Annotated in this window: 26 protein-coding genes and 1 pseudogene; 9 read left to right on the forward strand and 18 right to left on the reverse strand. The window is 68.4% G+C overall.

The genetic code is table 11. The annotated features are described in order from the left end of the window. The 7 genes from ACFWNN_RS01980 to ACFWNN_RS02010 all read right to left on the reverse strand — a co-directional run. A partial coding sequence (locus ACFWNN_RS01980) for a pentapeptide repeat-containing protein (RefSeq protein ID WP_382437943.1) occupies window positions 1–1,334 on the reverse strand: 1,334 nt, incomplete at its 3' end. Window positions 1,335–1,966: 632 nt separating this feature from the next. Continuing rightward, the gene (locus tag ACFWNN_RS01985) at window positions 1,967–3,427 is read right to left on the reverse strand and encodes a recombinase family protein (protein ID WP_382437944.1); all 1,461 of its coding nucleotides are present in this window, start codon (window positions 3,425–3,427) and stop codon (window positions 1,967–1,969) included. Between the two features lie 301 nt (window positions 3,428–3,728). Beyond that, on the reverse strand, window positions 3,729–4,946 hold the full coding sequence (locus ACFWNN_RS01990; RefSeq protein WP_382437945.1) for a saccharopine dehydrogenase family protein: 1,218 nt from the start codon (window positions 4,944–4,946) through the stop codon (window positions 3,729–3,731). A 374-nt stretch (window positions 4,947–5,320) separates the two neighbouring features. Continuing rightward, a complete protein-coding gene (locus tag ACFWNN_RS01995; protein WP_382437946.1) occupies window positions 5,321–6,580 on the reverse strand; it encodes an NAD(P)/FAD-dependent oxidoreductase in 1,260 nt (419 codons plus the stop codon). A 166-nt stretch (window positions 6,581–6,746) separates the two neighbouring features. Beyond that, window positions 6,747–7,517 carry a DUF1295 domain-containing protein gene (locus ACFWNN_RS02000; protein ID WP_382437947.1) on the reverse strand — a complete coding sequence of 257 codons (771 nt, stop codon included), beginning with the start codon at window positions 7,515–7,517 and terminating at the stop codon, window positions 6,747–6,749. A 41-nt stretch (window positions 7,518–7,558) separates the two neighbouring features. After that, window positions 7,559–7,996, reverse strand: a complete 438-nt coding sequence (locus ACFWNN_RS02005) for an SRPBCC family protein (RefSeq protein WP_382437948.1) — start codon at window positions 7,994–7,996, stop codon at window positions 7,559–7,561. 58 nt (window positions 7,997–8,054) lie between these two features. Next, window positions 8,055–8,450: a hypothetical protein gene (locus ACFWNN_RS02010; RefSeq protein ID WP_382437949.1), complete on the reverse strand. Its 396-nt coding sequence runs from the start codon at window positions 8,448–8,450 to the stop codon at window positions 8,055–8,057. Between the two features lie 61 nt (window positions 8,451–8,511). Here ACFWNN_RS02010 and ACFWNN_RS02015 point away from each other — a divergent pair, with 61 nt between their 5' ends. Both ACFWNN_RS02015 and ACFWNN_RS02020 read left to right on the forward strand, forming a co-directional pair. Further along, a complete protein-coding gene (locus ACFWNN_RS02015) occupies window positions 8,512–9,501 on the forward strand; it encodes a YbdK family carboxylate-amine ligase (RefSeq protein ID WP_382437950.1) in 990 nt (329 codons plus the stop codon). 7 nt (window positions 9,502–9,508) lie between these two features. Further along, the gene (locus ACFWNN_RS02020) at window positions 9,509–10,498 is read left to right on the forward strand and encodes an iron-containing redox enzyme family protein (RefSeq protein WP_382437951.1); all 990 of its coding nucleotides are present in this window, start codon (window positions 9,509–9,511) and stop codon (window positions 10,496–10,498) included. Here ACFWNN_RS02020 and ACFWNN_RS02025 read toward each other — a convergent pair. Genes ACFWNN_RS02025 through ACFWNN_RS02050 form a run of 6 tightly spaced genes read right to left on the reverse strand, consistent with a single transcriptional unit; the run spans window position 10,420 to window position 14,005 of the window. Continuing rightward, window positions 10,420–10,617 (reverse strand): CDGSH iron-sulfur domain-containing protein, encoded by a 198-nt coding sequence (locus tag ACFWNN_RS02025; RefSeq protein ID WP_382438395.1) that lies wholly within the window; start codon window positions 10,615–10,617, stop codon window positions 10,420–10,422. The two genes, ACFWNN_RS02020 and ACFWNN_RS02025, sit on opposite strands and share 79 nt — an antisense overlap. A 26-nt stretch (window positions 10,618–10,643) precedes the next feature. Then, window positions 10,644–10,913: a PRC-barrel domain containing protein gene (locus ACFWNN_RS02030; protein WP_382437952.1), complete on the reverse strand. Its 270-nt coding sequence runs from the start codon at window positions 10,911–10,913 to the stop codon at window positions 10,644–10,646. Continuing rightward, window positions 10,900–11,298, reverse strand: a complete 399-nt coding sequence (locus ACFWNN_RS02035; RefSeq protein ID WP_382437953.1) for a hypothetical protein — start codon at window positions 11,296–11,298, stop codon at window positions 10,900–10,902. Before ACFWNN_RS02035 ends, ACFWNN_RS02030 begins: the two co-directional genes overlap by 14 nt. Further along, window positions 11,295–12,524, reverse strand: coding sequence for an NRAMP family divalent metal transporter (locus tag ACFWNN_RS02040; RefSeq protein ID WP_382437954.1), 1,230 nt, complete (start codon window positions 12,522–12,524; stop codon window positions 11,295–11,297). Before ACFWNN_RS02040 ends, ACFWNN_RS02035 begins: the two co-directional genes overlap by 4 nt. Next, entirely contained in the window at window positions 12,521–12,973 is a 453-nt protein-coding gene (locus tag ACFWNN_RS02045) for a hypothetical protein (protein WP_382437955.1), read from the reverse strand. The genes ACFWNN_RS02040 and ACFWNN_RS02045 overlap by 4 nt, the downstream gene beginning before the upstream one ends. 39 nt (window positions 12,974–13,012) lie before the next feature. Further along, window positions 13,013–14,005: an NAD-dependent epimerase/dehydratase family protein gene (locus tag ACFWNN_RS02050; RefSeq protein ID WP_382437956.1), complete on the reverse strand. Its 993-nt coding sequence runs from the start codon at window positions 14,003–14,005 to the stop codon at window positions 13,013–13,015. A 172-nt stretch (window positions 14,006–14,177) separates the two neighbouring features. On the opposite strand from ACFWNN_RS02050, the gene ACFWNN_RS02055 reads away from it, so the two are divergent. The 5 genes and pseudogenes from ACFWNN_RS02055 (at window position 14,178) to ACFWNN_RS02075 (ending at window position 17,270) form a co-directional block, all read left to right on the forward strand. Further along, a complete protein-coding gene (locus tag ACFWNN_RS02055) occupies window positions 14,178–15,188 on the forward strand; it encodes an alcohol dehydrogenase catalytic domain-containing protein (protein WP_382437957.1) in 1,011 nt (336 codons plus the stop codon). A gap of 11 nt (window positions 15,189–15,199) precedes the next feature. Further along, the gene (locus ACFWNN_RS02060; protein WP_382437958.1) at window positions 15,200–15,667 is read left to right on the forward strand and encodes an SRPBCC family protein; all 468 of its coding nucleotides are present in this window, start codon (window positions 15,200–15,202) and stop codon (window positions 15,665–15,667) included. A 32-nt stretch (window positions 15,668–15,699) separates the two neighbouring features. Continuing rightward, window positions 15,700–16,296: a flavodoxin family protein gene (locus tag ACFWNN_RS02065; RefSeq protein WP_382437959.1), complete on the forward strand. Its 597-nt coding sequence runs from the start codon at window positions 15,700–15,702 to the stop codon at window positions 16,294–16,296. An 85-nt stretch (window positions 16,297–16,381) separates the two neighbouring features. Beyond that, window positions 16,382–16,909: pseudogene (locus tag ACFWNN_RS02070) on the forward strand (cation diffusion facilitator family transporter); the annotation flags it as partial. A 76-nt stretch (window positions 16,910–16,985) separates the two neighbouring features. Further along, complete coding sequence (locus ACFWNN_RS02075; RefSeq protein WP_382438405.1) at window positions 16,986–17,270, forward strand: hypothetical protein; 285 nt, start codon at window positions 16,986–16,988, stop codon at window positions 17,268–17,270. Between the two features lie 3 nt (window positions 17,271–17,273). Here ACFWNN_RS02075 and ACFWNN_RS02080 read toward each other — a convergent pair whose 3' ends face one another. Genes ACFWNN_RS02080 through ACFWNN_RS02090 form a run of 3 tightly spaced genes read right to left on the reverse strand, consistent with a single transcriptional unit; the run spans window position 17,274 to window position 21,654 of the window. Beyond that, window positions 17,274–18,293, reverse strand: a complete 1,020-nt coding sequence (locus ACFWNN_RS02080) for an acetate/propionate family kinase (protein ID WP_382437960.1) — start codon at window positions 18,291–18,293, stop codon at window positions 17,274–17,276. Beyond that, entirely contained in the window at window positions 18,293–20,488 is a 2,196-nt protein-coding gene (locus tag ACFWNN_RS02085) for a phosphoketolase family protein (protein ID WP_382437961.1), read from the reverse strand. The genes ACFWNN_RS02080 and ACFWNN_RS02085 overlap by 1 nt, the downstream gene beginning before the upstream one ends. After that, on the reverse strand, window positions 20,485–21,654 hold the full coding sequence (locus tag ACFWNN_RS02090) for a zinc-dependent alcohol dehydrogenase (RefSeq protein WP_382437962.1): 1,170 nt from the start codon (window positions 21,652–21,654) through the stop codon (window positions 20,485–20,487). Before ACFWNN_RS02090 ends, ACFWNN_RS02085 begins: the two co-directional genes overlap by 4 nt. Before the next feature lie 124 nt (window positions 21,655–21,778). On the opposite strand from ACFWNN_RS02090, the gene ACFWNN_RS02095 reads away from it, so the two are divergent. Next, a complete protein-coding gene (locus ACFWNN_RS02095; protein ID WP_382437963.1) occupies window positions 21,779–22,267 on the forward strand; it encodes a DUF6328 family protein in 489 nt (162 codons plus the stop codon). Between the two features lie 48 nt (window positions 22,268–22,315). Continuing rightward, complete coding sequence (locus ACFWNN_RS02100; RefSeq protein WP_382437964.1) at window positions 22,316–24,328, forward strand: SpoIIE family protein phosphatase; 2,013 nt, start codon at window positions 22,316–22,318, stop codon at window positions 24,326–24,328. Here ACFWNN_RS02100 and ACFWNN_RS02105 read toward each other — a convergent pair. Together ACFWNN_RS02105 and ACFWNN_RS02110 are read right to left on the reverse strand one after the other, a co-directional pair. After that, the gene (locus ACFWNN_RS02105; protein WP_382437965.1) at window positions 24,310–24,702 is read right to left on the reverse strand and encodes an STAS domain-containing protein; all 393 of its coding nucleotides are present in this window, start codon (window positions 24,700–24,702) and stop codon (window positions 24,310–24,312) included. The genes ACFWNN_RS02100 and ACFWNN_RS02105 overlap by 19 nt on opposite strands. A 187-nt stretch (window positions 24,703–24,889) precedes the next feature. Next, entirely contained in the window at window positions 24,890–25,975 is a 1,086-nt protein-coding gene (locus tag ACFWNN_RS02110; protein WP_382437966.1) for an ANTAR domain-containing protein, read from the reverse strand.

A 25,975-nucleotide genomic window follows, 5' to 3' on the forward strand; every position in this document is an offset into this window, starting at 1 on the left:
ATCCCCAAGTTCGAAAGCCGACCAGCACGCTCAGCAGAACCCGAAGCCGTCAACTCCGCAGCACTCTCAAGCACCCCAATAGCACGATCCAAATCACCAGGGTCATGTGAGTACTCGAATCGAGCACGAAGCGCGATCCCCAAGTTCGAAAGCCGACCAGCACGCTCAGCAGAACCCGAAGCCGTCAACTCCGCAGCACTCTCAAGCACCCCAATAGCACGATCCAAATCCGGCTGAAGCCCGGCGTCGAAGTATCGCTCAAGGAGGCTGGATCCCACTCTCGCAGCCTCGTCTGGGTCCATTCTGCCCAAAGACCCAAAGGCATCTATCGAGCTCGACGACGCAAGTGTTCCGTCGAATTCTACCCCGATCAGCGAGAGCCGGCCATTGAATGCACAGCCTTCAAACGACGCGCTGGCGATAAAAGCCGCGGCATCGAATATCGCATCCCGACTGAAGTTGGAACCATCAAAGATAACATCAGAGACGAACCTGACGCGAAGGAAGAACGCGTCCCAACTGAAGTTGACGCCGCGGAGACTTACCTCACTGAAGAAAGCGCCATCGGAGAAGTCTGCATTTTGCGCGAAATTGGCACCGTCGAATACAACGAGGCCTCCGGCGCGCATGTCACTGAAGGATGCGAGGCGAGCGAAGTTTGCATCCAAGAAGGTGCAGGCACCCTCAAAACTGCATGAATCAAAGTACGCGGAGTTTTCGAAACGACAACCTTCGAAAGATGCATTACCTGCGATGGAGATATGTTCAAACCGTGCCGAACCGACAAAAGTGGCCCTCGCGAAGTCAACAGACCGAAATTCGCAGTCCGAAAAATCTATATCAACCAGGAACGCGCCGGTTAGATCCAGATCGATACCAAGCCAGGCCTCACTGCCTGCGATACCAGAAGATTTTCTTAGATGCCTCGCCAAAACCCTCTGCACTGTCAGCCGAACGGATAGCTCATTCCGCTGCGGAGAGTCGACCTCAGGAAGCTGACTTGGAGTTTCGCGCGTGAATGGCATTCGCAGGTACGCACACAGAACGTTAACTATGACCTGTCGCATATCCGGCACTTCCAGCGCAAGCCGTTCTAGTGCGTACACCCCGGCCAGTCGCACCGCAGCTACTTCATTGCCCAGCTGACCAGTAGCACCTGCGTACAGTTCATTGAGTCGACGTTCTCGTGCGTCTATCCGCTCGTGCTCAGCCTGGGCTTCGACGAATCGCTGACGTAGGATAAAGAGCCGCAGACTGTAGATGCCCACGGCAACACCAATGGCGACACTTGCCGCTAGTACGACCTCGGCCCAAAGCCGGATCTGCTCGCTCATCGCGTCGATCGCCTCCCTGCGTCCGCGGACGTCAATATTGAAGTCTCACGGACCTGAAGGCCAAGGCTGTCCTGCCTGTGCATCCTGTTGCATGAACCCATCTGAGTGGCTCGTGACAACCTGCCTGCAACGCTCAGAACGTCCGGTCCTAGCAGGCCTCCAACGAACAGGCACACAACGTCGTCGTGCCCATCGGTTCGATGTCGATTTGGTCCGTCGAAGTGATCTCCAGTGCACTGCGCGCCATCACCTGCCATGGCTCCGTGATCGAGCACGGCTGCTGGCGCGTTACAGAGCGCGAGGGCGTCCAAAGACTGTGCGCTCCCGCCTCATGGCGCGGCTGTCTCGCGGTACCGCCACTCCCCCGGTCTCCCTACGTCGGCCCGAAGGTCTCCAGGACAGCTGATCTACGAGGTGCCCTGGCGTCCCGAAACAAGTCTTCGCAGCTCACAGGCTCAGCGGCACCAGAGCAAGGCCCGTCCCTCACGGCTGTCGCGGGACGGGCCTTGGTGGCCATATCGCTCCGTTGCTTCTACTCAGGACCGGGAAGCGATAGGTGGGTGAATAGTGTGCGACTTCGTCCTCGGACATTCTCTTACCCCACGGGATTCATCAGAATCCCGTGGGGTAATTTATATTTCGGCCACTTCTACGTCAGCGCGCCAACCCAACGCAAGCACTGGCTGAACTGGGCGACGAGCAGGTTCCGAAGTTTTCAACGTTAGTTGTGCGGGGCGAATTTCAAGGCACCGGTCGTCATAGTGAATCTGCAGACGCTGCTCGCGGACGTGATCGGCCAACTCCTCACCCGCGCCTTCTTCCACGGGTCCAGCGGCCCGCTCAAGTAGGTACGGCAGTGCCCTGAGCAGGTGGTCTTCTCGGACGTAGAGGTTCCGCGGTGCGCCGTCGGAACGTCGCTTGGCGCTCGTGAAGCCATGCCTGCACCGATAGCCCGCTCGCCCATGAACCCAGTGCCCGTCCATCCGACGGCCACACAACCCACATACGACGAGCCCCGCCAGCAGGTAACGCCGTACCACGCCGCCCTCGGCAGGCTTCACCACCCGCATCCCCTGCACCGCGACAAACGTCTCGTCATCGACGAGTGGCTCGTGCGCGATCCGCTCGGACACCTCCCACTCGCTAACTGGGTTGTATCGCAGTGCCCCCGAGCCGCGGCCACCAGCACGGCCACCCGGCCCGTGACCGGTTGTGCTGCTTCGGTTCCACACCTGCCGGCCGGTATACCGCGGATTCTCCAGAATCATCGCCACCGTCCGGACGATCCACCGCTCCCCCGACCTGTGCGCGTTCCGCTCGCGATCCGCGCCCGACGGGCACACCACGCCACGCTCGTTGAGCTCGCGCGCCAGCGACGCCACCGTCCGCCCGCGAGCACGCTCGGCAAACATCCACCGCGCCCACGGCGCGGTCACCGGATCCGGCGCCAACACCTGCACCCGCCGACCCCACCGCCCATGCACCGGATTCGGATGTCGACCACCATCAACAAGCCGATAGCCGTACGGCGGCCGACCACCCAGAAAGCGACCCTGCAACCGCGTCTGCGCCCGCATCGCTGCCAGCACTCGCTGACGGGCCCGCGCCACCTCACGCTGCGCCTGCGCACCCAACAACACCATCAACGCCTCATGCACAGGGCTCCCGAGTTCCAGCGGGCCACCCGCTTCCGGCAGCCACACCTCGACACCCAGTGCGTTCAGCCGAACCACGACCTGCCGAAACTGATCACCGTGGAACGCCCGCTCGTACTCCCCCACCACGACCGCGTCGAAGTCACGATCAGGATCTGCAGCGGCGGCCAGCAACGCCGCAGCCGCCGGACGGTCCAGCCACGACCACCGTCGCGACACACCCACATCGAAGAACTCCGCGACGACAGAGCCGATGCCCTCGATCAACTCATCCGACACGGCGCGCTGCCACGCACGTGATGTCTGGACGTCCTGAAACGTGCTCGTCGACATCCGGCCGTAGAACGCGAAGCGCAGGCCAGGCTCCTCAGACGGTGCCGCTGGACGGCGACGTCCCGTCAACTCGGCAACCAGCTCGGCATTCGTCAACGTGGCCACAGTCAGCTCCCTCGGTCAAAACCGAGACCCAGCTGTCAAAGTCGTCGTGACGACGTCCTGTCCATCTCCACCCAAACAGACCAAGAGCAAGCCACACCAGACACCAGGCCAGCTCACCCCTAGCACGGAGTTCTCCCACGCGGGCCACCCAAACCAGGCTCGACGTACTCGCCTGGATCAACCTCCCTCAAGGCCCGCATGACGTATCGATACCGAGGACCATCCGTCCGCGGCTTCCGTGCCACGACGAGGACACGCTTCCCGAGGCCGCAAGAAGCATCCACCCCCACGGCGGCGTGGGTCAGGCAGTCGTGACGTCGTAGGTATGGCCGGCGAGCCGCAGGCGATCGATCAGAGGCCGGCCCATCGCCGTCGCAGGCGTGAGCGAGCCGGACCGCTGCGGAAGGTCGTCGTCGAGGGCCAGGCAGAGGGCGCTCTGCCCGAGCATGACGGCCGTGGCGGCGTAGCCGGGATCGCCTGGTCCGGCGACTGTGGCCCGGTAGCGGCGCCCCGAGCTGGTGGTGGCGTGCAGCACCGAACGGAACCAGCCCTTCGCACGAGCCTGTTCGCTGGGCCCGGTACCGGGCGCGGGCAGCACGCGGTCGAGCAGGCCGCGGACCGGCTTGACCGACATCGCGCCGACCAGCCCGGCAAGCCCTCCGGTGATACCGGCCGCCACGAGCGCTCCGGTGACGCCCTGCCCCGCGCCCATTACCTCCCCGTAGCGCAGCTCCGGCCCGTAGGCCCAATCGAGCAGAGCGTTGCTGCGCCGCACGATGCGGGTGTTGAACGGGGCCATCACGAACGGCGCCTGCCACGTTCCGTCGGCGGCGCGGGAGGGCATCCCCGCGTCGCGGGGCTGGGCGGGCGTCGGTTCTGCTGCGCGGTCGGGGCTGAGCGCATGCGGATCGGCGGCGACGCGGCGCAGGCCGGGGTTGCTCTCGTAGGCCTCGATCTGCGCCCGCAGCGAGTCGATCGTGCCGCCGCTGAAACCGCCGCGGACCGTAGCCACCAGCCGCACGTCGGTGAGCGGACCCGCGCCGTCGGCCACGGCCCTCTCGTGCAGCAACAGCATGCCCAGGTCGGACGGGATCGAGTCGTAGCCGCAGGCATGCACGATCCGGGCTCCGGACTCCAGGGCCAGCTCGTGCACGGCGTCGATCGCGGCGCGGACGAACAACACCTCGCCGGTCAGATCCGCATAGTGCGTGTCGGCCCGTGCGCACGCCTCGACGACCGGGAGCCCGTAACGCGCATACGGGCCGACGGTGGTGGCGAGCACCCGCGTCGACGCGGCCAGCGCCGCCAGCCCGACCGGGTCCCCCGAGTCGACGACGACCAGCGGCCACTCCCGCGCCGCCGCAGGCAGCCCGGCCCTGGTGGCGGCGAGCTTGTCCGCGGACCGCCCGGCCAGCGCGAACCGCACGCCCTCGGGGGCGTGCCGGGCCAGGTATGCGGCAGTTAGCGACCCCACGAACCCGGTGGCGCCGAAGACGACGACGTCGTGCTCACGATTCATGAACGTCAGCATGCCCCCAAGACTCCGGCCACCGCGCCGGTCGGGCGGCTTGGGCGCGGTGCGGGAGGAATGCGGTCGCGCTCCTACACACCGCCCCGCCCATCGCAGGCCGTGTTTCACGCGCCATACGCTCGATCAACGCCACTATGGTCTCGTCGACCCGCGGGCGACCGCTCCGATTCGGGTAGGTCCACTTCTTGGCGACCAGGCGCCGACGCCACCGCAACACCGTGCGCGGCGACACCAACCAGTGCTCCCGGAGCCAGCGAGGTAGCCGCCGCACCAACGCGGCCAGCACAGCGCGGTCAGCCCAGTCCAACCGCAGACGACCACGAGTACGGCGCACCACCGCGACCTCATGCCGCAACACAAGGTCATCGCTCTATCGCACGCATTGGCTCCAGAATGATCGGCTGCGCTCGACGGCCGGTGAGCAGGTTCCAGCTCCATTGGGTGAGCACGGCGGCGCGGTTGCGCCACCCGACCAGGAACGCGATGTGAACGACCGCCCAGGCCGTCTTGCCGATGACTCCTTTGAGCCGAAGCTTCTTGATGTCCGCGACGGCGTCCGCGGGTGAGATGGTGGCCATCGTGCCGAGGTCGAGGTACCGGAACGGCTTCGCGCGTTGTCCTTTGAGGCGGGCCTTGATCACGCGGGCAACGTGATGGCCCTCCTGGAGGGCAGGCTCGGCGATGCCCGGCAGGTCCTTCAGGTTCACCATGTCGCCGATTGCGAAGATGTCGTCGGTGACGGAGCAGTCCACGGGGTTCACCAGGATCCGGCCCTTGCGGTCCAGCTCCGTCGCGGTCGCCTCGGCGAGCTTGCGCGCCAATGGTGAGGCCTGCACACCGGCCGCCCAGATGATCGTCCGCGCCTCGACCCTGTCGCCTTCCTTGGTGGTGAGGCCTTCGGCGTCGATGGACTCGACCATGGCGTTGGTCATCACCTTGACGCCGAGCCGCTCCAGCTTCGCCCGTGCGTGCTCGCGCAGCGGCGGGGAGAACGGCGGCAGGACGTGCGGTACGGCGTCCAGCAGCGTGATCTGGACGTCGCGCGGGTCGATCTCCCGGAACTGCCCCTTCAACGCCCGGCGTGCCAGGTCGGCGATCTGACCCGCGAGCTCGACGCCGGTCGGCCCCGCTCCCACGACGGCGAACGAGAGCCACTGCTTCGGATCGTCTGCCACCACCGCCGTCTCGAACGCCCGCAGCAGCTTCGAACGCAGATCGACGGCCTGTTCGAGGGTCTTCATCGGGGGCGCCGGCTCAGCCCAGTCGTCGTGGCCGAAGTAGCTGTCGCGAGACCCGGCGGCCACGACCAGCGTGTCGTACCCGACGGTGTGCGAACGGCCGTCCGGGAGGTCGGCGTGCACCACCTTGCGGCTCGTGTCGAATCCGGTCACCTCGCCCAGCAGGACGTGCGCGTTGCGTTGCCCGCGCAGGATCGCCCGGAACGAGGGCGCGATGTCTCCCGCGGGCAGCAACGCCGTCGCCACCTGGTAGAGCAACGGCTGGAACAGGTGGTGATTGGTTCGGTCGATCAACGTGACCTCGACGTCCGCGCGCTTGAGACCGCGCACGACGCTCAAACCGCCGAACCCACCTCCGACAACGACCACCCTGTGCTTTCCCATGCAGATGACATACCCGCTGAGAGGTACAGGTATCCGGCGCGACCGGAGTGGTGTCGCTGCGGATGCACGCCACAAGAAGGAAGGGCGACCAGCTCAAGGGCCACCCGAAGGAGGCCGCCGAGAAGGTCAAGGACGCCTTCAAGAAGGACTGAGTCGCACTCGGCGTTCATGCCTCTTTCGATGTCGGCCAGGGAAAGAAGAACGCCACGCGGTTCTGGTAGTCGCGATATCCCGGCCGATCCTGCATTCGCTGCTCGGTGCGCTTCGCCCCGGTCGCGAACATCAGCAGGTAGGTCATCAGAGCCGGTGCCGGCAGCGTCCACCCGCCCGGCGTCGACGCGGCCGCTGTGAGCCAGGCACCGTCCCAGACGAGTGAGTCGCCGAGGTAGTTCGGGTGTCGCGACCAGCCCCACAGGCCGGTGTCGAGCACATCCGGGCGATCGTCGCGATCCTGCTTCGAGTACTCGGTCTTCTGCCGGTCGGCCAACGCCTCGATCAACGCTCCTACCGCCATGACAGCCACGCCGGTGGGAGCGAGCCACCTGCGGGCGGTGCGCGGCAGGGCGCTAGCCCCGGCGATCTGGATCGGCAGGGAGACCAGCAACTGGCAGAGCCCCTGCGTGATGAAGACCTTGCCGACCACCGCGACCGTCCGGTCGCCTTCGAGGAACTCCGTGTAGCGAGGGTCTTCCTCCTCGCTGCGGCGCACCCGGTTCAGCATCTGGTGTTCCAGCCGCGCCGCCCACGCCGTCACAGCGGCCGCCAGCGCCCACCGCCTGCGCGCGTCACCGCCGCCGGCCAGCGCTCCGGTGAGCGCGACAGCGGCCAAGCCCGGTCCCCAGGCAACGTCGGCGTAGTCACGACGTCCTTTGCGCAGCGCGACCACCGCAGTGGTGGCTTGGATCGCTGTCACCGCGGCGGCGGACAGCGCTGCCACGCGCCGCAGGTTGGGGACGTTGACTCCGCGCGGCCACCGCACTAGCGCGTCAGTCCGTTGAGGACCTCGGTCAGCTGTTTCTCGGTGTCGTTGCCCAGCTTCTCGAACACCACCTTGCCCAGCGGGGCCGCGAGCTTGGCGGCGCCCTTGAACTCCAGGTCGTTGGTGTAGGTGACGGTCGAGCCCGCTCCGCTGGGGGTGACCTCGATGGTCTCCGTGGAGGTCGCGGTGTCGTTGCGGCCCACCAGCACGATGCGGTCGCCGGCCAGCTGTTCGAGGGTGTAGGTCAGTTCGGTGGTGATGCCGGCGATCTTGGAGGTGTTGTGCCAGTTCGCGCCGACCTGGACGGGTCCGGCGTCGTTGCGGGTGCAGGCCTCGGTGCCGGGATCCCACTGCACGGCGTTGCCGAAGTCGGCCAGGTACGGCACGACGACCTCGGGTGAGGCCTGGACGGTGAACGTGCGGGACACGGTGGTCATGGAACGAACCTTTCGCCGGGTACGGGATCGGAGTACCCGGCGAACGCGGCCCGACACGTCAGGGGTGCGTGTCCGCGGCGGCACTGCGCCTCTGGCGGTCGCGCTTGAGCTGCTTCTCGAGCCCGTGCCGCTGCCCACCGGCGAGATCGTCCCGTGCGGCGCGTTCGACATCGCGGAACACGTCGTAGTAGATGTCGTCGTACTCTTCGACGATCTGGAACGTCCACCGTCCCGGTAGGACGTTGCGGCCCGTCAGTTCTCGTTGCACGCGGTTCGCGTGTTCGGCGTGGCCTGCCTCGCGCAGTGCCGCTATCGCGTCGTCGAGTTCGAAGTCGGCGGTGCCGGTGAGCTGGTGGAACGAGTAGAGGTGGCCGCGGGCGCGTTCCGTGGTCTCCAGCGCCTTGCGGAGCTTGCCCAGCGCTTCGATCGTCTTGTCGTCCATGCCGACCCGCATACCCACCAGGATTCGCGGGTATTCGCAGGTCGCAACGTCCTGGAAGAGCGGAGACGGTCACTTGGCAGACACGTGCGCCGACACCGTGGGTGTGGAAGAAGAGTTTCTGCTCGTCGATCCGGCCTCCGGGCGCACGGTAATGCGCGCCGAGGCGGTGCTCGCCCGGCTGCAGGACACGGATCTCACCAAGTTCCACGCGGAGTTCGCGGGAACCCAGGTGGAGGCCGCGACCGGACCGTGCACCAGCGTCGCCGTTCTCGCCGATGCACTTGCTCACGCCCGCGCGATGGTGGCCGATGCCGCTCGCGAAGAAGGCTTGGACGTGCTGTCCCGAGGCACGCCGGTCAAACCTGCACCGCACCCGGTCGCCGCAGAAGGCGCCCGGTACCACCGCATCCTCGACACGTATGCCGGCGTGATCGACACTTACGAGGCGTGCGGATGTCACGTGCACGTCGGTGTGCCAGACCGTGAGACGGCGGTGGCGGTGTTGAACCGCGTCCGGCCGTGGTTGCCCACCTTGCTCGCCCTGTCCGCCAACTCCCCTGGCCGCGGCTATGCGAGCTGGCGAGCCGTGCAGCAGTCGAGGTTTCCCGGGTCGGGCATTCCCCCGCGGTTCGCCGGAGCGCACGAGTACGACGCCCACGTCGACAGGATGGTGACCTGCGGGACGCTCGTGGACCGGGCGCAGTCGTTCTGGCTGGTGCGCCTGGCCACGACGCTGCCGACCATCGAGTTCCGGGTCGCCGACGCCGCCGCCGGGGTGGACGACGCGGTTCTGCAGGCTGTTCTGTCCCGGGCTCTCGTACACGCCGCGCACGCGGACATCAGCGCCGGCGTGGAGCCTCCCGCGGTGCGGGACGACGTGCTCGCGGCGGCTCTGTGGACGGCCTCCCGGTACGGCATCGATGGCGCCGGTGTTGACCCGTGGCGGGAGTGCCGCGTGCCCGCGACCGCGTTGGTGGACGACCTGCTCAAGCACGTGCAGTCCGCTTTGGAGGAACGCGGCGAACTGGCGCTGGCGCTTGGGCTGGTCGCGGCGCGGGTATGACTCAGGGGTGAAACTTCCTTCGCCACGCGGCCCGCTGTCCGAGCAGGTCGTCACCGCGCTCAACGGCGCACCGGACGGGCGCGAGATTCCGTTCATCCGCGCGGAGCCGTACGGCGAGGACCTCGCCATCGCCCTGCACACGGTGTACGAACTGCATTACGGCGGCTTCGACGGCGTGGACCCCGCCTGGGAGTGGGATCCGGAGCTGTTGCGCCTGCGCGCCCAGATGGAACACGTCTTCCTCGGACAGCTGCGCTCCGATGTGGACGGAGGCGATGACCTCGACTCCGCGCTGGAGGCGTTGCTGGTCGAGGAGATCCCGGGCAACGGTGTGTCGCACCACCTGCGTGACCACGGGACCTGGGACCACATGCGTGAGTTCTTCGCCCACCGGTCGGTCTACCACCACAAGGAGGCGGACCCGCACGCGTGGGTCATCCCCCGGCTGCGCGGCAGGGCGAAGGCGGCCCTGGTCGCCGTCGAGTTCGACGAGTACGGCGGTGGTCGTGCCGAGCGGATGCACTCGCGGTTGTTCGCGGACCTGCTCGACGGCGCCGGCATGCGCTCGGAGTACCTGCACTACCTCGACGACGTACCGGCGCCGGCCATCGCGATCGTCAACATGATGACGATGTTCGGCCTGCACAGGACGCTGCGCGGCGCGTTGGTCGGTCATTTCGCCGCCGCCGAGATCACGACCGGGCCGAGCGCGTACCGCATGACCCAGGCGCTGGCCGGGCTGAACGCGGACCCGCGCTGCGTCGAGTTCTACATCGAGCACATCGAGGCCGACGCGGTGCACGAGCAGATCATGCGCCGTGACGTCATCGGTTCACTGCTGGAGCAGGAACCGTCGCTCAAGGCCGATGTCGTGTTCGGCGTGCAGGCCACCGAACTGCTCGAGGAGCGGCTCTCCAGTCACCTCTTGTCGTCGTGGGAATCGGGTGAGTCGTCCTTGCGGACCCGCTTGCGGTGGCTGGTGTCGCAGAACGGATAACGCTTGCTGCGCCGGCACGCGCACACCGCGACCACGAACCGATCGCTGGTGTGCGTCGTCCCGTCGTCGGTGACCAGTTCGACCGGTCCTTCCACGAGCATCGGGCCGTTCGGCACCATGGTCACCTTGCGCGAACGTCGCTCTGTCACTGGAGATCACCACTTTCGACGTCGTCCCACTCCACTTCGCGGGTGCCGTGGTGCAACCAGCGCACGAGCTTCTCCAGCACCCACGGCGGCTGGAAGCCGGGCCGTTCGAATCCCAGCAGTCGTCCTCGCCACCGAGGTGCGACGAGCACGCGCACCACGCGCTGGCGTCCGGCCTCGTCGGTTTCGGTCAGCAGGTCGGCCACGCGACCGAGCACGCGGCCGTCGCGGTCACGTATGGTGCGTCCGAGCAGGTCAATGGCCAACATCAGCAGCTCCCGGGATCCGTCCGATCACCTTGTCCCGCAACCACAACTCCAACGCGGGTGTGTCGAGCAGCTCGTGCCGCACGTCGAGCCGGATCGCGCTGCCGACCTCCGCGACGCGGTCGAACGGAATCCGCAACGGCTGCGGGTCGCCGGTGGTGTGCAGCCTCCGCGCCACCGCCGCCATCCACCGGCCGAGCACTCCGCCGATGCGCACGCCGAGCGCGTGGTGGCCCACCAGGATCGCGGCCACCACCAGCCGCCCGTCCTCGGCGACGCTGAGCTCGACGTCGTCCGCTTTGCCCACGAAGTAGCCGTCCAGGTCGAGGATCTGGCGGTCCAGCAGGTGGAAGTCGATCCGCAACGGATCGGGTAGTTCAGCGCTCATCCGCCCATCCCCGTCAGCACCATCAGCGGCACGGCCGCGACCGCCGCGACCAGAATGATCACCAGGTAGGTCACGCCCAGCACGTTCGCGACGCGGCCGTTGACCTGGTCGCCGAGGTAGTCGCGGTCGTTGGCCACGATCAGGATCGGCAGGAACGTCAACGGCAACGCGATCGCGCTGAACACCAGCGAGTACTCGGTGATCTGGATCGGGTCCGCGGTCGTGAGCAGCATCGCGACGCCGAGCAGGATGCTGACGAGCACGACCGTGTGGAACCGCGCCGCCTCCCTGGGGCGCACGAGCTTGCCCCACTGCCAGCCGAAGTACTGCGCCACGGTGTAGCCGGCGGACAGGCCCGTCTCCAGCGCCGCGCCGAACGTGGCCGCGAAGAACCCGAGGATCACCACCGCGAGCCCGACCTTGCCCAGCGCCATCGCCACCGGCAGGGCGGTCTGGCCGAGCGAGTCCACCTGGATCCCGGCCGGCTGGTAGACGATCGCGGCACAGCCCATGATCGCCAGTGACAGCAGGCCACCGAGCGGGAAGCCGACGAAGACGTTCACGCGTTCCAACGCGAGGTCGCGGCGCGTCCACTTCTCCTCCACGGCACCGGACGAGAAGAAGAACACCTCGTAGGGCGTCATCGCGGCGGCGAACAACGCGACCGCGAAGAACCCATACGCGCCCCAGTCCTCGGTGGACGGCGGGCCGAGGCTCGTCACCTGCTCCCCCAGCCCGTGCCACGGCGGGTCGAGCGCGAAGAACGCCACGACGAACACCACGAGCGCGAGCCCGGCAAGTCCGAAGACCCGTTCCATCGGCTCGAACTTCACCCGCCACAGCACCACCCACAGCACGAACGCTGCGATCGGCACCCACAGCAGGTAGTGCACGCTGGTCGCCAGTTCGATCGCCAGTGCGACACCGCCGATCTCCGCGCTCAGCGTCAGCAGCGTGACCAGGAACGACCCGGCCAGGTTCGCCAGCGCCACGCGCGGCCCGAGCCGTTCGCGGATGAGGTCGAACACCGGCCGGCCGCTCACCGCCGCCACCCGTCCGGCCATCTCGGCGTAGACGCAGATGCCGATCACGCCGACCACCACGACCCACGCGAGCCGCATGCCGAAGCGGGCACCGGTCTCCGAGTTGGCGACGAGGTCGCCGATGTCGACGAAACCGCCGATCGCGGTGAGGATGCCGAGCGTGATCGCCAGGAGCCGCTTCACCGCAGTCCCTCCAGCAAAGCGGCGAGCCGCTCCCTCACCGAGCCGAGCGCGTCGACCGATCGCGTCGCTGACGTCCGATCGTCCTCGGCCAGGCTCCGATCGAGGTCGTCGACCAGGCGCACGGACTCCTGCAGCAACGGCAGCACCTCGTCCCGAAGCCTCCCGCTGCCGGCATCCGGTACGGCCAGTTCACTCACATCGGAGAACGCAGTCGTCACACTGCTTCGAGCGTCATCGAGCACTGTGGACTCGTAAGCGCGGAACGTGTTGCCCTCCAACGCCGTCCGTCCGGCCGCTCGTGCGGTGCCGGTCGCCGAAACGGCGTCCTGCACGCTCGACTCCACAGTGGACCGGTAGCCGCCGGCGCTCTGCGGCCAGACGCCCAGCAGCACGAGGGCGAGCAGCACCGCCCCCAGGCCGATCACGAACGACCACCGACGCTTCCGCACCAAGACCGCATACCCGGTCGACGCACGATTACACCTGGCTCACCTGGCCGAGCTCGCCGGGAGCTCCTTGCCCGCCGCGACCCCGTCCACGAGCGCCCTCAACGCCTCGAGGGCGTCGTGACGCGGTTCCCAGCCGAGCTCCGTCCGCGCCCGGGAGGAGTCCAGCAGGGGCGACTTCAGCGCCAGGTCCACCCATCCCGCCGGGGTGGGCTGAAGCCTCAGTCGCCACGTCGCGTCGGCCAGCAAGCGCAACGCCTTCGCCGGCACCGCGACGTGCCGTCCGCCGAGCACCTCCGCGAGTGCCCTGGGCGTGACGACCGGTTCGGCCGCGAGGTTCACCGCGCCGGGCGGCCGTTGCTTGAGGATGCGGACGAGTCCGTCCGCGACGTCGTCCGCGTGCACGAACTGGATGACCAGGTCGCGCGGCACCGGCACGACCGGAATTCGTTGCCGGAAGAGGGACTTCGGCACCAACGAGCCGAGGAAGTAGTCGCGGATCTCCGAACCCGCCTCGGACTGCAGGATCAGACCGGGCCGCGGCCGCGAGATCAGCAGCTGCGACTCGAACTTGTTCAGCATGTGCTCCACAGCGGCCTTGTGCCTGCTGTAGGTGGACGTTGACACGCCGTCCACCGGCCACGACTCGTCGACCCGGCGGTCCTTGCTGCCCGGCGAGTAGGCGCCGACCGACGACATGTGCACCAGATGCGGCACACCTGCTCCCACAGCGGCAGCGAACACCTGCGCCGACCCGGCCACGTTCGTGCGGTACAGCAGACGTTCGTCGCGGGCGGGCTGGATGAGCCACGCCAGGTGCACCACGGCGTCAGCCTGGTCGAACACGCCCTTGAGCACCTCTTCCGCACCCGGCCTGCCGAGTTCGACCGGTGTCCACGGCACGCCGCTGTACGGCGGCACGTTCGCGGGCGCGCGGCGGGAGATGCCGTGCGCCTCGATGTCCGGTTCCTCGGCGAGTCTGCGCAGCAGCGCCGTACCCACGTTCCCCGTCGCGCCGGTGACGACGACCTTCATGACCGCTCCCTGTGGGTTGTCCGCCTTCTGAACGGAGGCGACGAACTCGCTCTTGCGGCAGGTACCCGCGTGATCCGGCCAAGAACCTCATCGGAGCGGCGACCGCACGTTTGCCCGCAATCCTCAAGGGCACCCGCCCGACATCTGCGATTTCCCCTGATGAGGAGCAGCGATGAAGGCGGTCACCTGGCACGGCAAGCGCGACGTGCGCGTGGAGGAGGTGCCCGATCCCCGGATCCTGCAGCCGACGGACGCGGTCGTCCGCGTCACCTCCACCGGTGTCTGCGGCTCGGACCTGCACCTCTACGAGGTCCTCGGCCCGTTCATGACCGAGGGTGACGTGCTCGGGCACGAGCCGATGGGCGTGGTCGAGGAGGTCGGTGCCGAGGTGACCCGGCTCAAACCCGGCGATCGGGTGGTCGTGCCGTTCAACATCTCATGCGGCAGCTGTTTCATGTGCGATCGCGGCCTGCAGTCGCAGTGCGAGACCACCCAGGTGACCGCGCAGGGCAAGGGCGCGGCGTTGCTCGGCTACACCAAGCTCTACGGCCAGGTGCCCGGCGGGCAGGCGGAGTACCTGCGGGTGCCGCGCGCGCAGTACGGGCCGGTCAAGGTCCCGGACGGGCCGCCGGACGACCGGTTCGTCTACCTCTCCGACGTGCTGCCGACCGCGTGGCAGGCCGTCGAGTACGCCGAGATCCCGCCGGGCGGTTCCGTGGCGGTGTTCGGGCTCGGCCCGGTCGGGCAGATGGCCGCGCGCGTCGCCCGGCACGGTGCCACGGCCGTCCGGTTCGCCCACAACCTCGTGTCCGCGCTTCCCCGCCAGGCAGGCGCGTTGCTCACCGAGAAGGCCGGCATCGACCGGCTCAGCGTGCTCTACGCGGCCATCGACTCGGTGCGCCGCGGCGGCACCATCTCGCTGTCCGGTGTTTACGGCGGCATGATCGACCCGATCCCCATGATGGAGCTGTTCGACAAGCAGATCCGGCTCCACATGGGACAGGCGAACGTCCGCCGCTGGGTCGACGACATCCTGCCGCTGCTCAGCGGCACCGACGATCCGCTCGGCGTCGACGACTTCGCCACTCACAGGTTGCCGCTCGACGAAGCGCCCCGTGCTTACGAGATGTTCCAGAAGAAGCTTTACGGCGCACAGAAAGTGTTGCTGTTGCCCACGATCTGAGGAGTGCCTGCATGAGCACGATCACCGAGTCGGTCGACGTCGACGTGGACGTCCGGACCGCCTACAACCAGTGGACGCAGTTCGAGAGCTTCCCGCACTTCATGGAGGGCGTGGACGAGATCAGGCAGATCGACTCCTCCCGCACGCACTGGCGCCTCGACATCGGCGGCGTCAAGCGCGAGTTCGACGCCACGATCGTCGACCAGACGCCGGACCAGCGGGTCTCGTGGCGGTCGGAGTCCGGCCCGAACCACGCCGGAGTCGTGACGTTCCAGCGAATCGACACCGACCGGACCAGGGTCACCGCCGAGATGGACATCGACCCCGAGGGGTTCGTCGAGAACGTCGCCGACAAGCTCGGCATCCTCGACCGCCGGGTGAAGGGCGACATGAAGCGTTTCAAGGAGTTCATCGAGGAGCGCGGCGGCCACGAGACCGGTGCGTGGCGCGGTGACGTCGACCGTCCCGGCACGGTCTGACCCGGATTTCCCTTTCTCAGGAGACGATTCCCATGCGCGCTGTCGTGCTCAACTGCACGCTCAAGAAGTCGCCGGAGCAGTCCAACACGGACCTCCTGGCCCAGGTCGTCATCGACGAACTGGCCAAGAAGGACGTCGAGGTCGCCACGTTCCGGCTCGCTGACCACGACATCCCGCCCGGCGTCGTCACCGATCTCGGCGGCGGCGACGAGTGGCCGCAGATCCACGACGCGTTGCTGGCGGCCGAGATCCTCGTCGTGGCCACCCCGACGTGGGTCGGCCGGCCGTCCTCGATCGCCCAGCGGGCGCTGGAGCGGATGGACGCGATGATCTCCGAGACCGACGACGAGGACCGCCCCGTCGCCTACAACCGGGTCGCCGGCGTCGTGGTGACCGGCAACGAGGACGGTGCCCACCACGTGATCAGCGAGATCTCCGGCGGACTCGGCGACATCGGCTACACCATCCCCGGCCAGGCCTGGACCTACTGGAACCGCGGCCCTGGTCCCGGCAAGGACTACTCCGAGACCGACGAGGGTCACGACTGGTCGGAGAACACCGGCCGGACGATGGCGGCCAACCTGCACGCGGTGGCGTCGGCGCTGGCCGAACGTCCCATCCCGGCCTGACGTGGAGGGCAAGGGCAGCAAGTTCACCGTGCTCGTCGCGCTCGCGGCGAACCTCGGTGTGGCGATCCTCAAGCTGATCGCGGGCGTGCTGTCCGGCTCGGGCGCGTTGCTGTCGGAGGCCGCACACTCGGTGGGCGACACGTCCACGCAGATCCTGCTGCTCACGGCCGTTCGCCGATCGGAACGCCCGGCCGACGCCGAGCATCCGTTCGGCTACGGCAAGGAACGCTACTTCTGGTCGCTGCTCGCCGCGTTCGGGATCCTCGTCTCGGGCGCGGCGTTCTCCGTCTACGAAGGCGTCCGCACTATCGTGGAGCAGCCGGAGCAGAACAGCTACGTGTGGGTGAACTACCTGGTGCTCGGCATCGCGTTCCTGATGGAGGGGACGTCGCTGGTGCAGGCCACCAAGCAGGTGCGGGACGAGGCCGCCGAGCACGACCGGTCCGTGGCGCGGCAGCTGAGCCGGACCGACGACCCCGCGCCGCGTGCGGTGTTCACCGAGGACTTCGCGGCCGTCATCGGCATCGGGCTGGCCGCGGCGGGAGTGGGTCTGCACCAGCTGACCGGCTCCGCGGTCTGGGACGGCGTCGCCTCGATCGCCATCGGGGTGTTGCTGGCCGTGGTCGCGGTGCTGCTGGGCCGGGCGTGCAGGGGCCTGCTGGATCGGACGGCAGGCGGACCCGCGGCTCGTGCGGGCGATCTGGGCGTTCTTGGAACGGCAACCCGAGATCGACGACCTCGTCGATCTGCAGACCATGCTCACCGGCACCGACAAGGTGCTCGTGTGCGCGCGGGTCGATCTCGTCGACACCTACACCGCCGGCGAGATCGAGCACGCGTGCCTGCGCATCGACAACTCGCTGCGCGAGGAGTTCCACGACGTCGACGAGGTCTTCCTGCAACCGGTGCCGCGCACGGATCCCGAACTGCGGCAACGGGTTCTGCGACGGTACGGCCGGATCCTCACCGACTGACCCTCACAACGCGGCCAGAGTGTCGCGGCAGATCTGCAGGTTCTCCCGCGGCTCCACGACGTACACCGGCACCGCGCCGTCCTGGCTGACCAGGCCGTCGGTCTCGCGGTTGCCGGACAGGCCGCCGCTGATGCCCAGCACGCCGAGCCCGGAGCAGACCGCCTCGCGGACCTCGGGCTGGTCCCAGCCGATCTCGCCGGTGAAGACCACCGCGTCCACCCTCTCCAGGGAAGCGGCCATGGCCGCCAGTTCGCGCCGGATCCGGTGGGCGAACACGTCGAGCGCGAACGCCGCCTTCGGGTCGTCGGACGCCACCAGTTCACGGGTGTCGGAGGACAGGCCGCCGGAGAGGCCGAGCAGCCCGGACTCGCGGTACAGCCCGTCCCGGACCTCGTCGAGGCTCAGCCCCTGCTCGATCAGCCACAGGACCAGACCGGGGTCGATGCTGCCAGAGCGTTTGGTCATCGGCACGCCGTCCAACGGCGTGAACCCCATCGAGGTGTCGACGCTGCGGCCGTCTTTGATGGCGCACACCGAACTTCCGCCGCCGAGGTGTGCGGCGAGCACGTTCTGTTCGCCGACGCGGCTCGTGACCCACTTGTACGACAGACCGTGGAACCCGTAGCGGCGCAGGCGAAATCTCGCGCGCCACGACTCGGGCAACGCCCACGTCGCCGCCACCTCCGGTAGATCGCGGTGGAAGGCAGTGTCGGGGCACACGACGTGCGGAACGTCAGGAAGCCTCTCCCGCAAAGCGATGAGCAGCTTCAGGCTCACCGGCACGTGCAGCGGCGCGAGCGAGCAGGCGTCGCGTACGAGTTCGACGACGCTGTCGTCCACCACTGTCGGTGTGAGGAGTTCGGCTCCGCCGTGCACGAGCCGGTGCCCGACGGCGTCGATGTCGTGTTCGAGCAGGCTGTACAGCTCGGACTCGCTCTCCGCACGGTCGAGCACGGGCTCACCGTCCACCAGTTCGGCCTGCAGGCTGCTGGAGCCGGGGTTGATCGCGAGCACCGTGGTCATCAGCTCACCTCCGGCGGGTCCTGGCCGTCGCGGTACGCGCGGGCGAGCAGCTCGTCCCGTTCGGCCATCAGGTCGTCGGCGATGTTCAGCCCGGCGCGGCGGGCGGCGTCGGCGGCGAGGTCGTAGCGGCTCATCTCGTTGCTCGCCAACAGGTCGAACGGCGTCGTCGTGGTGCCTTCCTCGCGGTAGCCGTGCACGTGGAAACGATCCGGGGACGGCCTGCCGTGCAACGTGATGTGCACGGCGGACGGATAGCCGTGGAAGCCGAACACCACCGGGACGTCCTCGCCGCCGAAGCAGCGTTCGAAGTCGTCCTCAGCAAGGCCGTTGCGGCCGAGGCAGAGCAGGTCGACGACGTTGGTGAGGCGCACCTTCAGCTCTGGGGCACGTTCGCGGAGAAGTCGCGCGGCCGCGACGGTCTCGACCGTGGGCACGCCGCCGGCGCACGCCAGCACGACGTCCGGCTGCTCGGTGTCCTGCCAGACGCCCGCGCCGGCCGCGCAGTGGCTCCGGGCAGCGTCGAGGTCCAGCCATTGCGGGCCTTCGTGCTTGCTCGCCACGACCACGTTGATCCGGTCGGTCGAGGCGAGGCATTCCTCCAGCGTCACCAGCAACGTGTTCGCGTCCGGCGGCAGGAAGATCCGGGCCACCGCTGCCTTCTTGGTGAGCATGTTGTTGATGAATCCCGGACCCTGGTGGCTGTAGCCGTTGTGCTCTTGCCGCCAGCCCTCGCTGGTCAGCAGATAGTTCAAGCTCGCGACCGGTTCGCGCCACTCCACGTCGCGCGCCATCGTGAGGAACTTGGCGTACTGGTTCACCATTCCATCCACAATGGACACGAACGCCTCGTAGCACGGGAACAGCCCGTGCCGCCCGGTCAGCAGATAGCCTTCCAACACGCCCTGGCAGAAGTGCTCGGACAGCATCTCGAAGACCCGGCCGTCCGGCGCGAGGTTCTCGCTGTAGCCCTTGAAGTCACGGGTGAACGCCCTGCCCGTCACGGTCAGGACCTCGTCGAGCTTGTTCGACGCCAGCTCGTCCGGGCACACGATCCGGAAGTCGCGCCGGTCCTCGGTCGCCTTCATCAACGCCGTCAGCCACCGCCCCGCGGTCTTCGTGGGACTGGCCGGCTCGTCGGTCCCCACGGCGAACTCGGCGAGGTCCGGCAACGGCAGATCCCGCCGGACCGCGCCGCCGTTGGCCTGCGGCACCCGGCCCAGCCGCAGCTCTTCGGCCGGCAGCTGGTCGAGCAGGTCGTCGTGCGGAACGCCGTCGGTGAACAGCTCCTCCGGCCGGTAGGAGCGCAGCCAGCGTTCGATCACGTCGATCTGGTCGTGCTCGACCGGGACCTGGTGGGCGTTGAACGTGCCTTCGAGCGGCAGTCCGTCGCCGTCCTCGGCCGGGAGTCCCCAGCCTTTCGGGCTGCGCAGCAGGATCATCGGCCACCGGTCCCCCGCCGCCTGCGCGAACGCCAGCGCCGAGTCGAGCGCGGCGTCCGGGTTCGGCACCGACTCGACGTTCACGAGCTGTGGCGACCAGCCGAGCGCGCGGAAGTGGGCGATCAGGTCCTCGTCGGCCATCGACGCGTACACCGTCGGCGAGGAGATCTTGTAGCCGTTGAGGTGCAGGATCGGCAGCACCTGGCCGTGCGCGGGATCGTCGAAGAACGTCCTGCCGTGCCACGAGGTCGCGGTCGGCCCGGTCGCCGCCTCGCCGTCGCCGATGATGCACGCGACGAGAAGTTCAGGGTCGTCGGCCGCAGCGCCGAACGCGGTCGAGAGCGCGTAGCCGAGCTCGCCGCCCTCGTTGATCACGCCCGGCACCTGCGGTGACAGGTGGCTCGGGAACCCGCCCGGCCACGAGAACCGCCGGACCAGCTCCGTCAGGCCCGCGCGGTCCCGGCCCAGTTCCGGGTCGTACAGCTCGTGCGTGCCTTCCAGCCACAGGTTGGCGTGCACCGCCGGGGCGCCGTGCCCCGGTCCGGTCACCAGCAACGTGCGGCGGCCGGTGTCGCGGACGAGCTTGTTGAGGCCGCGGTAGACGAACGTGATGCCGGGGCAGGTCCCCCAGTGGCCGAGCAGCCTGGGCTTGAGGTGCTCGGGCCGCAGCGGTTCCTCGAGCAGGACGTTGTCCTTGAGGTAGATCATCGCGGCCGCGAGGTAGTCGCAGGCGCGGCGGTACCGCTGGGCGGTCACGCGACTTCGAGAACGGTCTTGAGCCAGCCGTCCTCGCGCAGGTCGAACGACTTGTACGCCTCGATCGCCGCGGTCGGCTGCTCGTGCTGGGTGATCAGCGGAATCGGGTCGACCACCCCGGTGAGCACCAGGTCCAGCAACCGAGGCAGGTACCGCCGGTGGTTGCAGTTGCCCATGCGCAGAGTGAGGTTCTTGTTCATCGCCGCGCCGATGGGGAACCGGTCGAACCCCGGTGGGAAGACGCCGATGATGCCGATGGACCCGGCCTTCGCCACCATCTCGACCGCCCACCGCAACGTGAGGCTTGGCGCCGACCCCGGCTTCCACAGCTCTCCGCTCGGTGAGGCGGCCTGCTCGCCTTCCTTCGCCGCCGGTCCCGACGACGGGTGCTCCGCGTCGATCCCCACCGCCTCGATGACGCGGTCCGGGCCGATACCGCCGGTCAGGTCTTTCACAACCGCGACCGGGTCCTCGGAGTTGAAGTCGACGGTCTCGGCGTTCTGCGCCCGCGCTGTGTCCAAACGGGACCTGTTGCCGTCGACCACGATCACCCGTCCGGCGCCCTGACGTTTCGCCGACGTGATCGCGAGCTGGCCCACGATGCCCGCGCCCAGCACCACCACGGTGTCTCCGGTGCCGACCTCGGCGAGCCGGGCGCCGAACCACGACGTCGGGAAGATGTCGGACAGCAGGATCGCCTGGTCGTCGCTGACCTCGTCCGGGATCCGCACCAGAGTCGTTGCCGCGTAAGGAATTCGGGCGAACTCCGCTTGCAGCCCGTCCACCGGCCCGGTCGCCTGCGGGCCACCGAAGAAGCACGTGCCCGAAGCCGGCCCATTCGGGTTGGCGGTGTCGCACTGCGCGTAATAGCCGGCACGGCAGTAGGAGCACGTCCCGCATCCGACCGTCGAGGGCACGACCACGCGGTCACCGACGGAGAAGCCGCGCACCGCGTCACCGACCTCCAGCACGACGCCGACAGCTTCGTGTCCGAGGACGGTGCCCTCGACCATGCCCGGCATCGTGCCCCGCACCATGTGCAGGTCGGTACCGCAGATCGCGCTGCGGGTGATGCGGATGATCGCGTCGGTCGGCTCCTGGATCTTCGGATCCGGCACGTCGTCCAGCCGGATGTCGCCCGTGCCGTGCCACACAACAGCCTTCACGTCGTTGCTCCTCTCGGGTCGGCTGCCCTCTGAGAGGCGTTCCCTTGAGACACCTGCCGAAACACGGCACGTCGGCACGCGCGAGTTTCCGTTTCGGCCGCGTGACCTCGGGTAGACCACCCGAATGAGCGACATCCAGGAGTCCGAGTCGCGGCGGTTGGCCCGCAACGTCAACGAGCTCCTCCAGGAGCTGCGGGTGGCCCAGGCAGGCGTGCAGATCCTGTTCGGATTCCTGCTCTCCATCGCGTTCACCGAGAAGTACGCCACGGCCTCAACGTTCGTCCGTGTCACTCACATGGTGACGGTGTTGTGTGCGGCCGCAGCCGTGGCACTGCTCACCGCGCCCGCCGCCTGGCACCGCATGCTGTTCCGGCAAGGGCGCCGCGAGGACGTCGTCGCGGCCGGCAACACGTTCTTGCTGGCCGGGCTGGGTTTCCTCGCCGTCGCGATGACCGGCACCGTCCTGCTGCTCAGCGAGGTGGTCCTCGGTGGCTGGCTCGCCGGGTTGATCGGTGTCCTCGCGCTGCTGGTCTACGGCACGCTCTGGTTCGTCATGCCGGTGCTGACTCGTGACACCAGCTCCAAGCTCGGCGACGACATCACCGACGTCTGAGGATGTCGGGCAGACGGTCAGGGACCTACGGAAGGACACGGGGACGCGATGACCAAGCGCGGGGCATCCGACGACGAGCTGTCAGCCCAGGTGGGTGACGCGGGGCTGGTGCGGCACGTGTTCGACCAGATGCCCTCGATCCTGGCCGCCGTGGAAGGCCCCGAGCTGAGAATCGTCGCCGCCACCGGGCTCTACCGGTCGTGGACGGGCCGCCCGGACGTGGTCGGCACGCTGGTGCGCGACGCGTTCGCCGAGGTGATCGGTCAGCAGCTCTTCCAGGTGTTCGAGCGGGTGTACGCGACCGGGGAGTCCGAGTCGCAGCGCGACTTCCGGTTGCAGTTCGACCTGCCGGAGACCGGCGAGCAGGCGGAGTTCTTCGTCGACTTCAGCGTCACGCCGCTGGCGGGCACGGGCGAGGAACGGACGGGCGTGATCGTGTCCGTCGCCGACGTGACCGAGCGGGTGCGCGAACGGCAGGCGGCACAACAGCGGGCCAGTGCGGCCGAGCAGCGCTACGCCCAGGCCCGGGACATGATCGACTCGCTGCAACGCGAACTGCTGCCGCCAGGAGTCCCCGTGCTGCCACGGGTGCAGGTCGCCGCCAGCTACCTGCTCGCCAACGCCGAGGACTCGGCCGGCGGCGACTGGTTCGACTCCCTCGTCCTGCCCGACGGACGTGTGGCGCTGGTGGTCGGTGACGTCGTCGGGCACGGCGTCACCGCCTCGGCCACGATGGGGCAGCTGCGCGTCCTGCTGCACGAGCGGCTGGCGACCGAGCCGGACATCGCGGCCGCGCTGAACGGCCTGAACGCTGCCGCACACCGCCTTCGTGGCGCCCAGGCCACCACGGTCTGCGTCGTGACGCTCGATCCACGCACGGGCGCGCTGGAGTACTGCACGGCCGGTCATCCCCCGCCGCTGGTGCTGTCTCCGTCCACTGGAAACGGTCGATACCTGGTGCCGTCCGGTGCCGGGCCCATCGGCGTCGGCGGGGAGTTCACGGTCGCGACGGTCATGAACGACCACATCGTCGAAGGCGAGGTGGTCCTGCTCTACACCGACGGGATTCTGGAGAGGCCGGGCCGGGAGCTGGCGCAGAGCACGGTCGAGCTCGTGCAGGCCTCGGCGGACGTCGCCGCCGACCGTGCCCTGCGCGACGACGCGGCTTCCACCGCCGAGCGGGTGTGCACGCAGACGTTGGAGCTGCTGGTGCGGATCACGGGACACCGCGACGACATCACGCTGCTGGCCGGTCAGCTCGTTCCACCCGCGCCGGAGCAGGTGTGGACGATCGAGGCCGTTCCCGAGTCGTTGCCTCCGTTCCACCAGCAGCTGAACGAGTGGCTGACCTCGGCCCGCATCACCGGCGACGACGGCGACGCCCTCCGGCAGGCCGCCATCGAGCTGCTCACCAACTCGATCGAACACGCCTACGTCGACTCGGCGGACGCCAACGAGGTCACCGTGACCGCGGTCGTCACCGACGCCGGCCACGCCCGAGTGCAGGTGACCGACCAAGGTCGCTGGCGGCCGCCGTCACCGTCAGACGATCGGGGGCTGGGCCTCCAGCTCACCGAGCATCTCGTCGACAGCCTGCACGTCGACCACGGCGAGCGCGGGACCACCGCCACCGCGACCCTCCTGCTCCACCAGCCCGCCCGCCTGCTCAGCACGGGCGATCTGCCGTGGCTGACGCCCCAGCGTCCCGCTGTCCGCACCGGTCCTCTGCTGGTACGAGACGACCCGTCCGCGCCAGGGCCTCGCTTGCGGGTCGAAGGGGCCGTCGACGCGGCGACGGTGTCCGAGGTGTCCCGCGGGGTGCGGACCCTTGGCTCCACCGGGATGCGATCGCTCACCGTGGATCTGTCCGGCGTCACCCACCTGGCCAGCGCCGGCGTCGCGGCCCTGCACCGCCTCACCGCGCTGCACCACGGCAACGGCAGCGAGCTGAGGCTCTACGCGCCGACTGGCACCAACGCCGACATGATCCTGACCCTCGTCAACGTGCCCCACCACACCATCGACCCGGACCTGGCCGCTGATCAGCCTCGTCTCGGGTGAGGCAGGCACCGGACGGCGGCCAGCGCGCCGACCACGTCCGGGTGCAGCGCCAAGAGCGCGTCCACACCGGTCACCGACAGCGGCATCCGCACCGCCCGCGTGGACGCCACCACCGCGAACGGGATGTTCCTGTGCCGCGCGCCTTCTTCCATGGCGATCAGGACGTGGACGCCTGCGGAGCCGAAGAAGGTCACCGCGTCCATGTCGACGACGAGCCCTTCGAGGTCCTCCCGCATCACGTCGAGCAGCTCGGTGAACGGCGAGTCCTCCGCCATGCTGTCGATCTCACCGGACACGGTGACGACGGCGATCCCATCAGGTTCCGCGGTCCGGGTGGTCAGCACGCCCTGCGCGCTGTTGGTCTGCTGGCTCATGCGGCCGCGCTCCCATCGGCAAACCGTGAGAAGCGCCGACACGTGAGTCGCTGCCCAACCCGCAGAACCTGTAGATGTACCTCGCAAGAAAGTCGAAGTTTCGGGATCCGACTCCCAAGCTATGCCCGTTTCCGAGGTCGCACAACCGCGTGCACCGGCTCGGACTCAGGCCGGGGTCGTGACCGCGTCACTCGTCGGCGGGTGAACGCCGCTCCAGCTCGCGGTGGCGGCTGACGATCGTCGTGGCGACCTCGACCAGCTTGACGTTGAGGTCCTGAGAAGTCCTGCGCAGCAAGGCGAAAGCCTCGTCGGCGTCGATGCCCTGGCGGTTCATCAGGATGCCCTTGGCCTGACCGATCACGTCACGCGAGTCGATCGCCTGGCGCAGCTGGGTGGTGTGCACGAAGGCGATCTCGGTGCTGTTCAAGTGGGCGAGGGCCAGCGACGCGTGGGTGCCCAGCAGCAGGGCGGCATGGCGGTCGGTGTCACTGATGTTCGCTGGGCCGCGGGTGAAGATGTTCAGCGCCCCGCCGACGGCGTGGTCTCCGGCGGCCAGGAGCTCGGTGGCCAGCACGCCCGCGAGTCCGTGCGAGACGCAGGTGGCGGCGAACTCGGGCCATCGCTGGTCGGTGCGGAGGTCCCCGCCGATCACGTAACCGGGGCCGTCCGGCAGCGCGGCGTCAACGCACGGTCCGCGGCCCGTGCGGTACTGAACCTCGTCCAGCGCGGTGGCGATTGGGTCGGTCTGGACGGGGGTGGTGAACCTGCCGCCCGGTTCGCGCAGGGTTACGCTCACCACCTCGGCCGCGGGCACGACGTGTTTGGTGGCGGTCACGACCTGATGCAACGCGTCCGCCACTGTGGTGGCCGAGAGCAGCATCCGGGTCAGCTCCTCGAACTGCGGGATGAGCGAGTCGACACCCTGTTCGGGAGCGTCCTCGTTGCCCAGCAACGCGGATTCGAGGTCGGCGAACCTCGGGACGGTGGAGCCCGCGATGTCCAGCACGCGAGCCACCGCGCCGCCTTCCGCCACGAGGAGCACGCAACGAACGCCGCGTTCGGCCCGTGCGCGCGCGAACACGTCGAGGTTGCGGACCTCGGCGGCTGGCAGGTGCTCGACCCGGCGCAGATCCAGCACGACCAGTGCGGGTGGTGGCGCGCCGGCGGTCGCGTCGTCGAGAGCGGGCATCGCGGCGTTGTCCAGGGCGAGTGGCCGGAGGACCAATGCCTGCTCGGTCAGGGCCGAGGCCACCGTGCGGGGGTCGAGGTCCAC

It is taken from the genome of Lentzea sp. NPDC058450 (genome assembly GCF_042721395.1).
GTDB lineage: Bacteria > Actinomycetota > Actinomycetes > Mycobacteriales > Pseudonocardiaceae > Lentzea.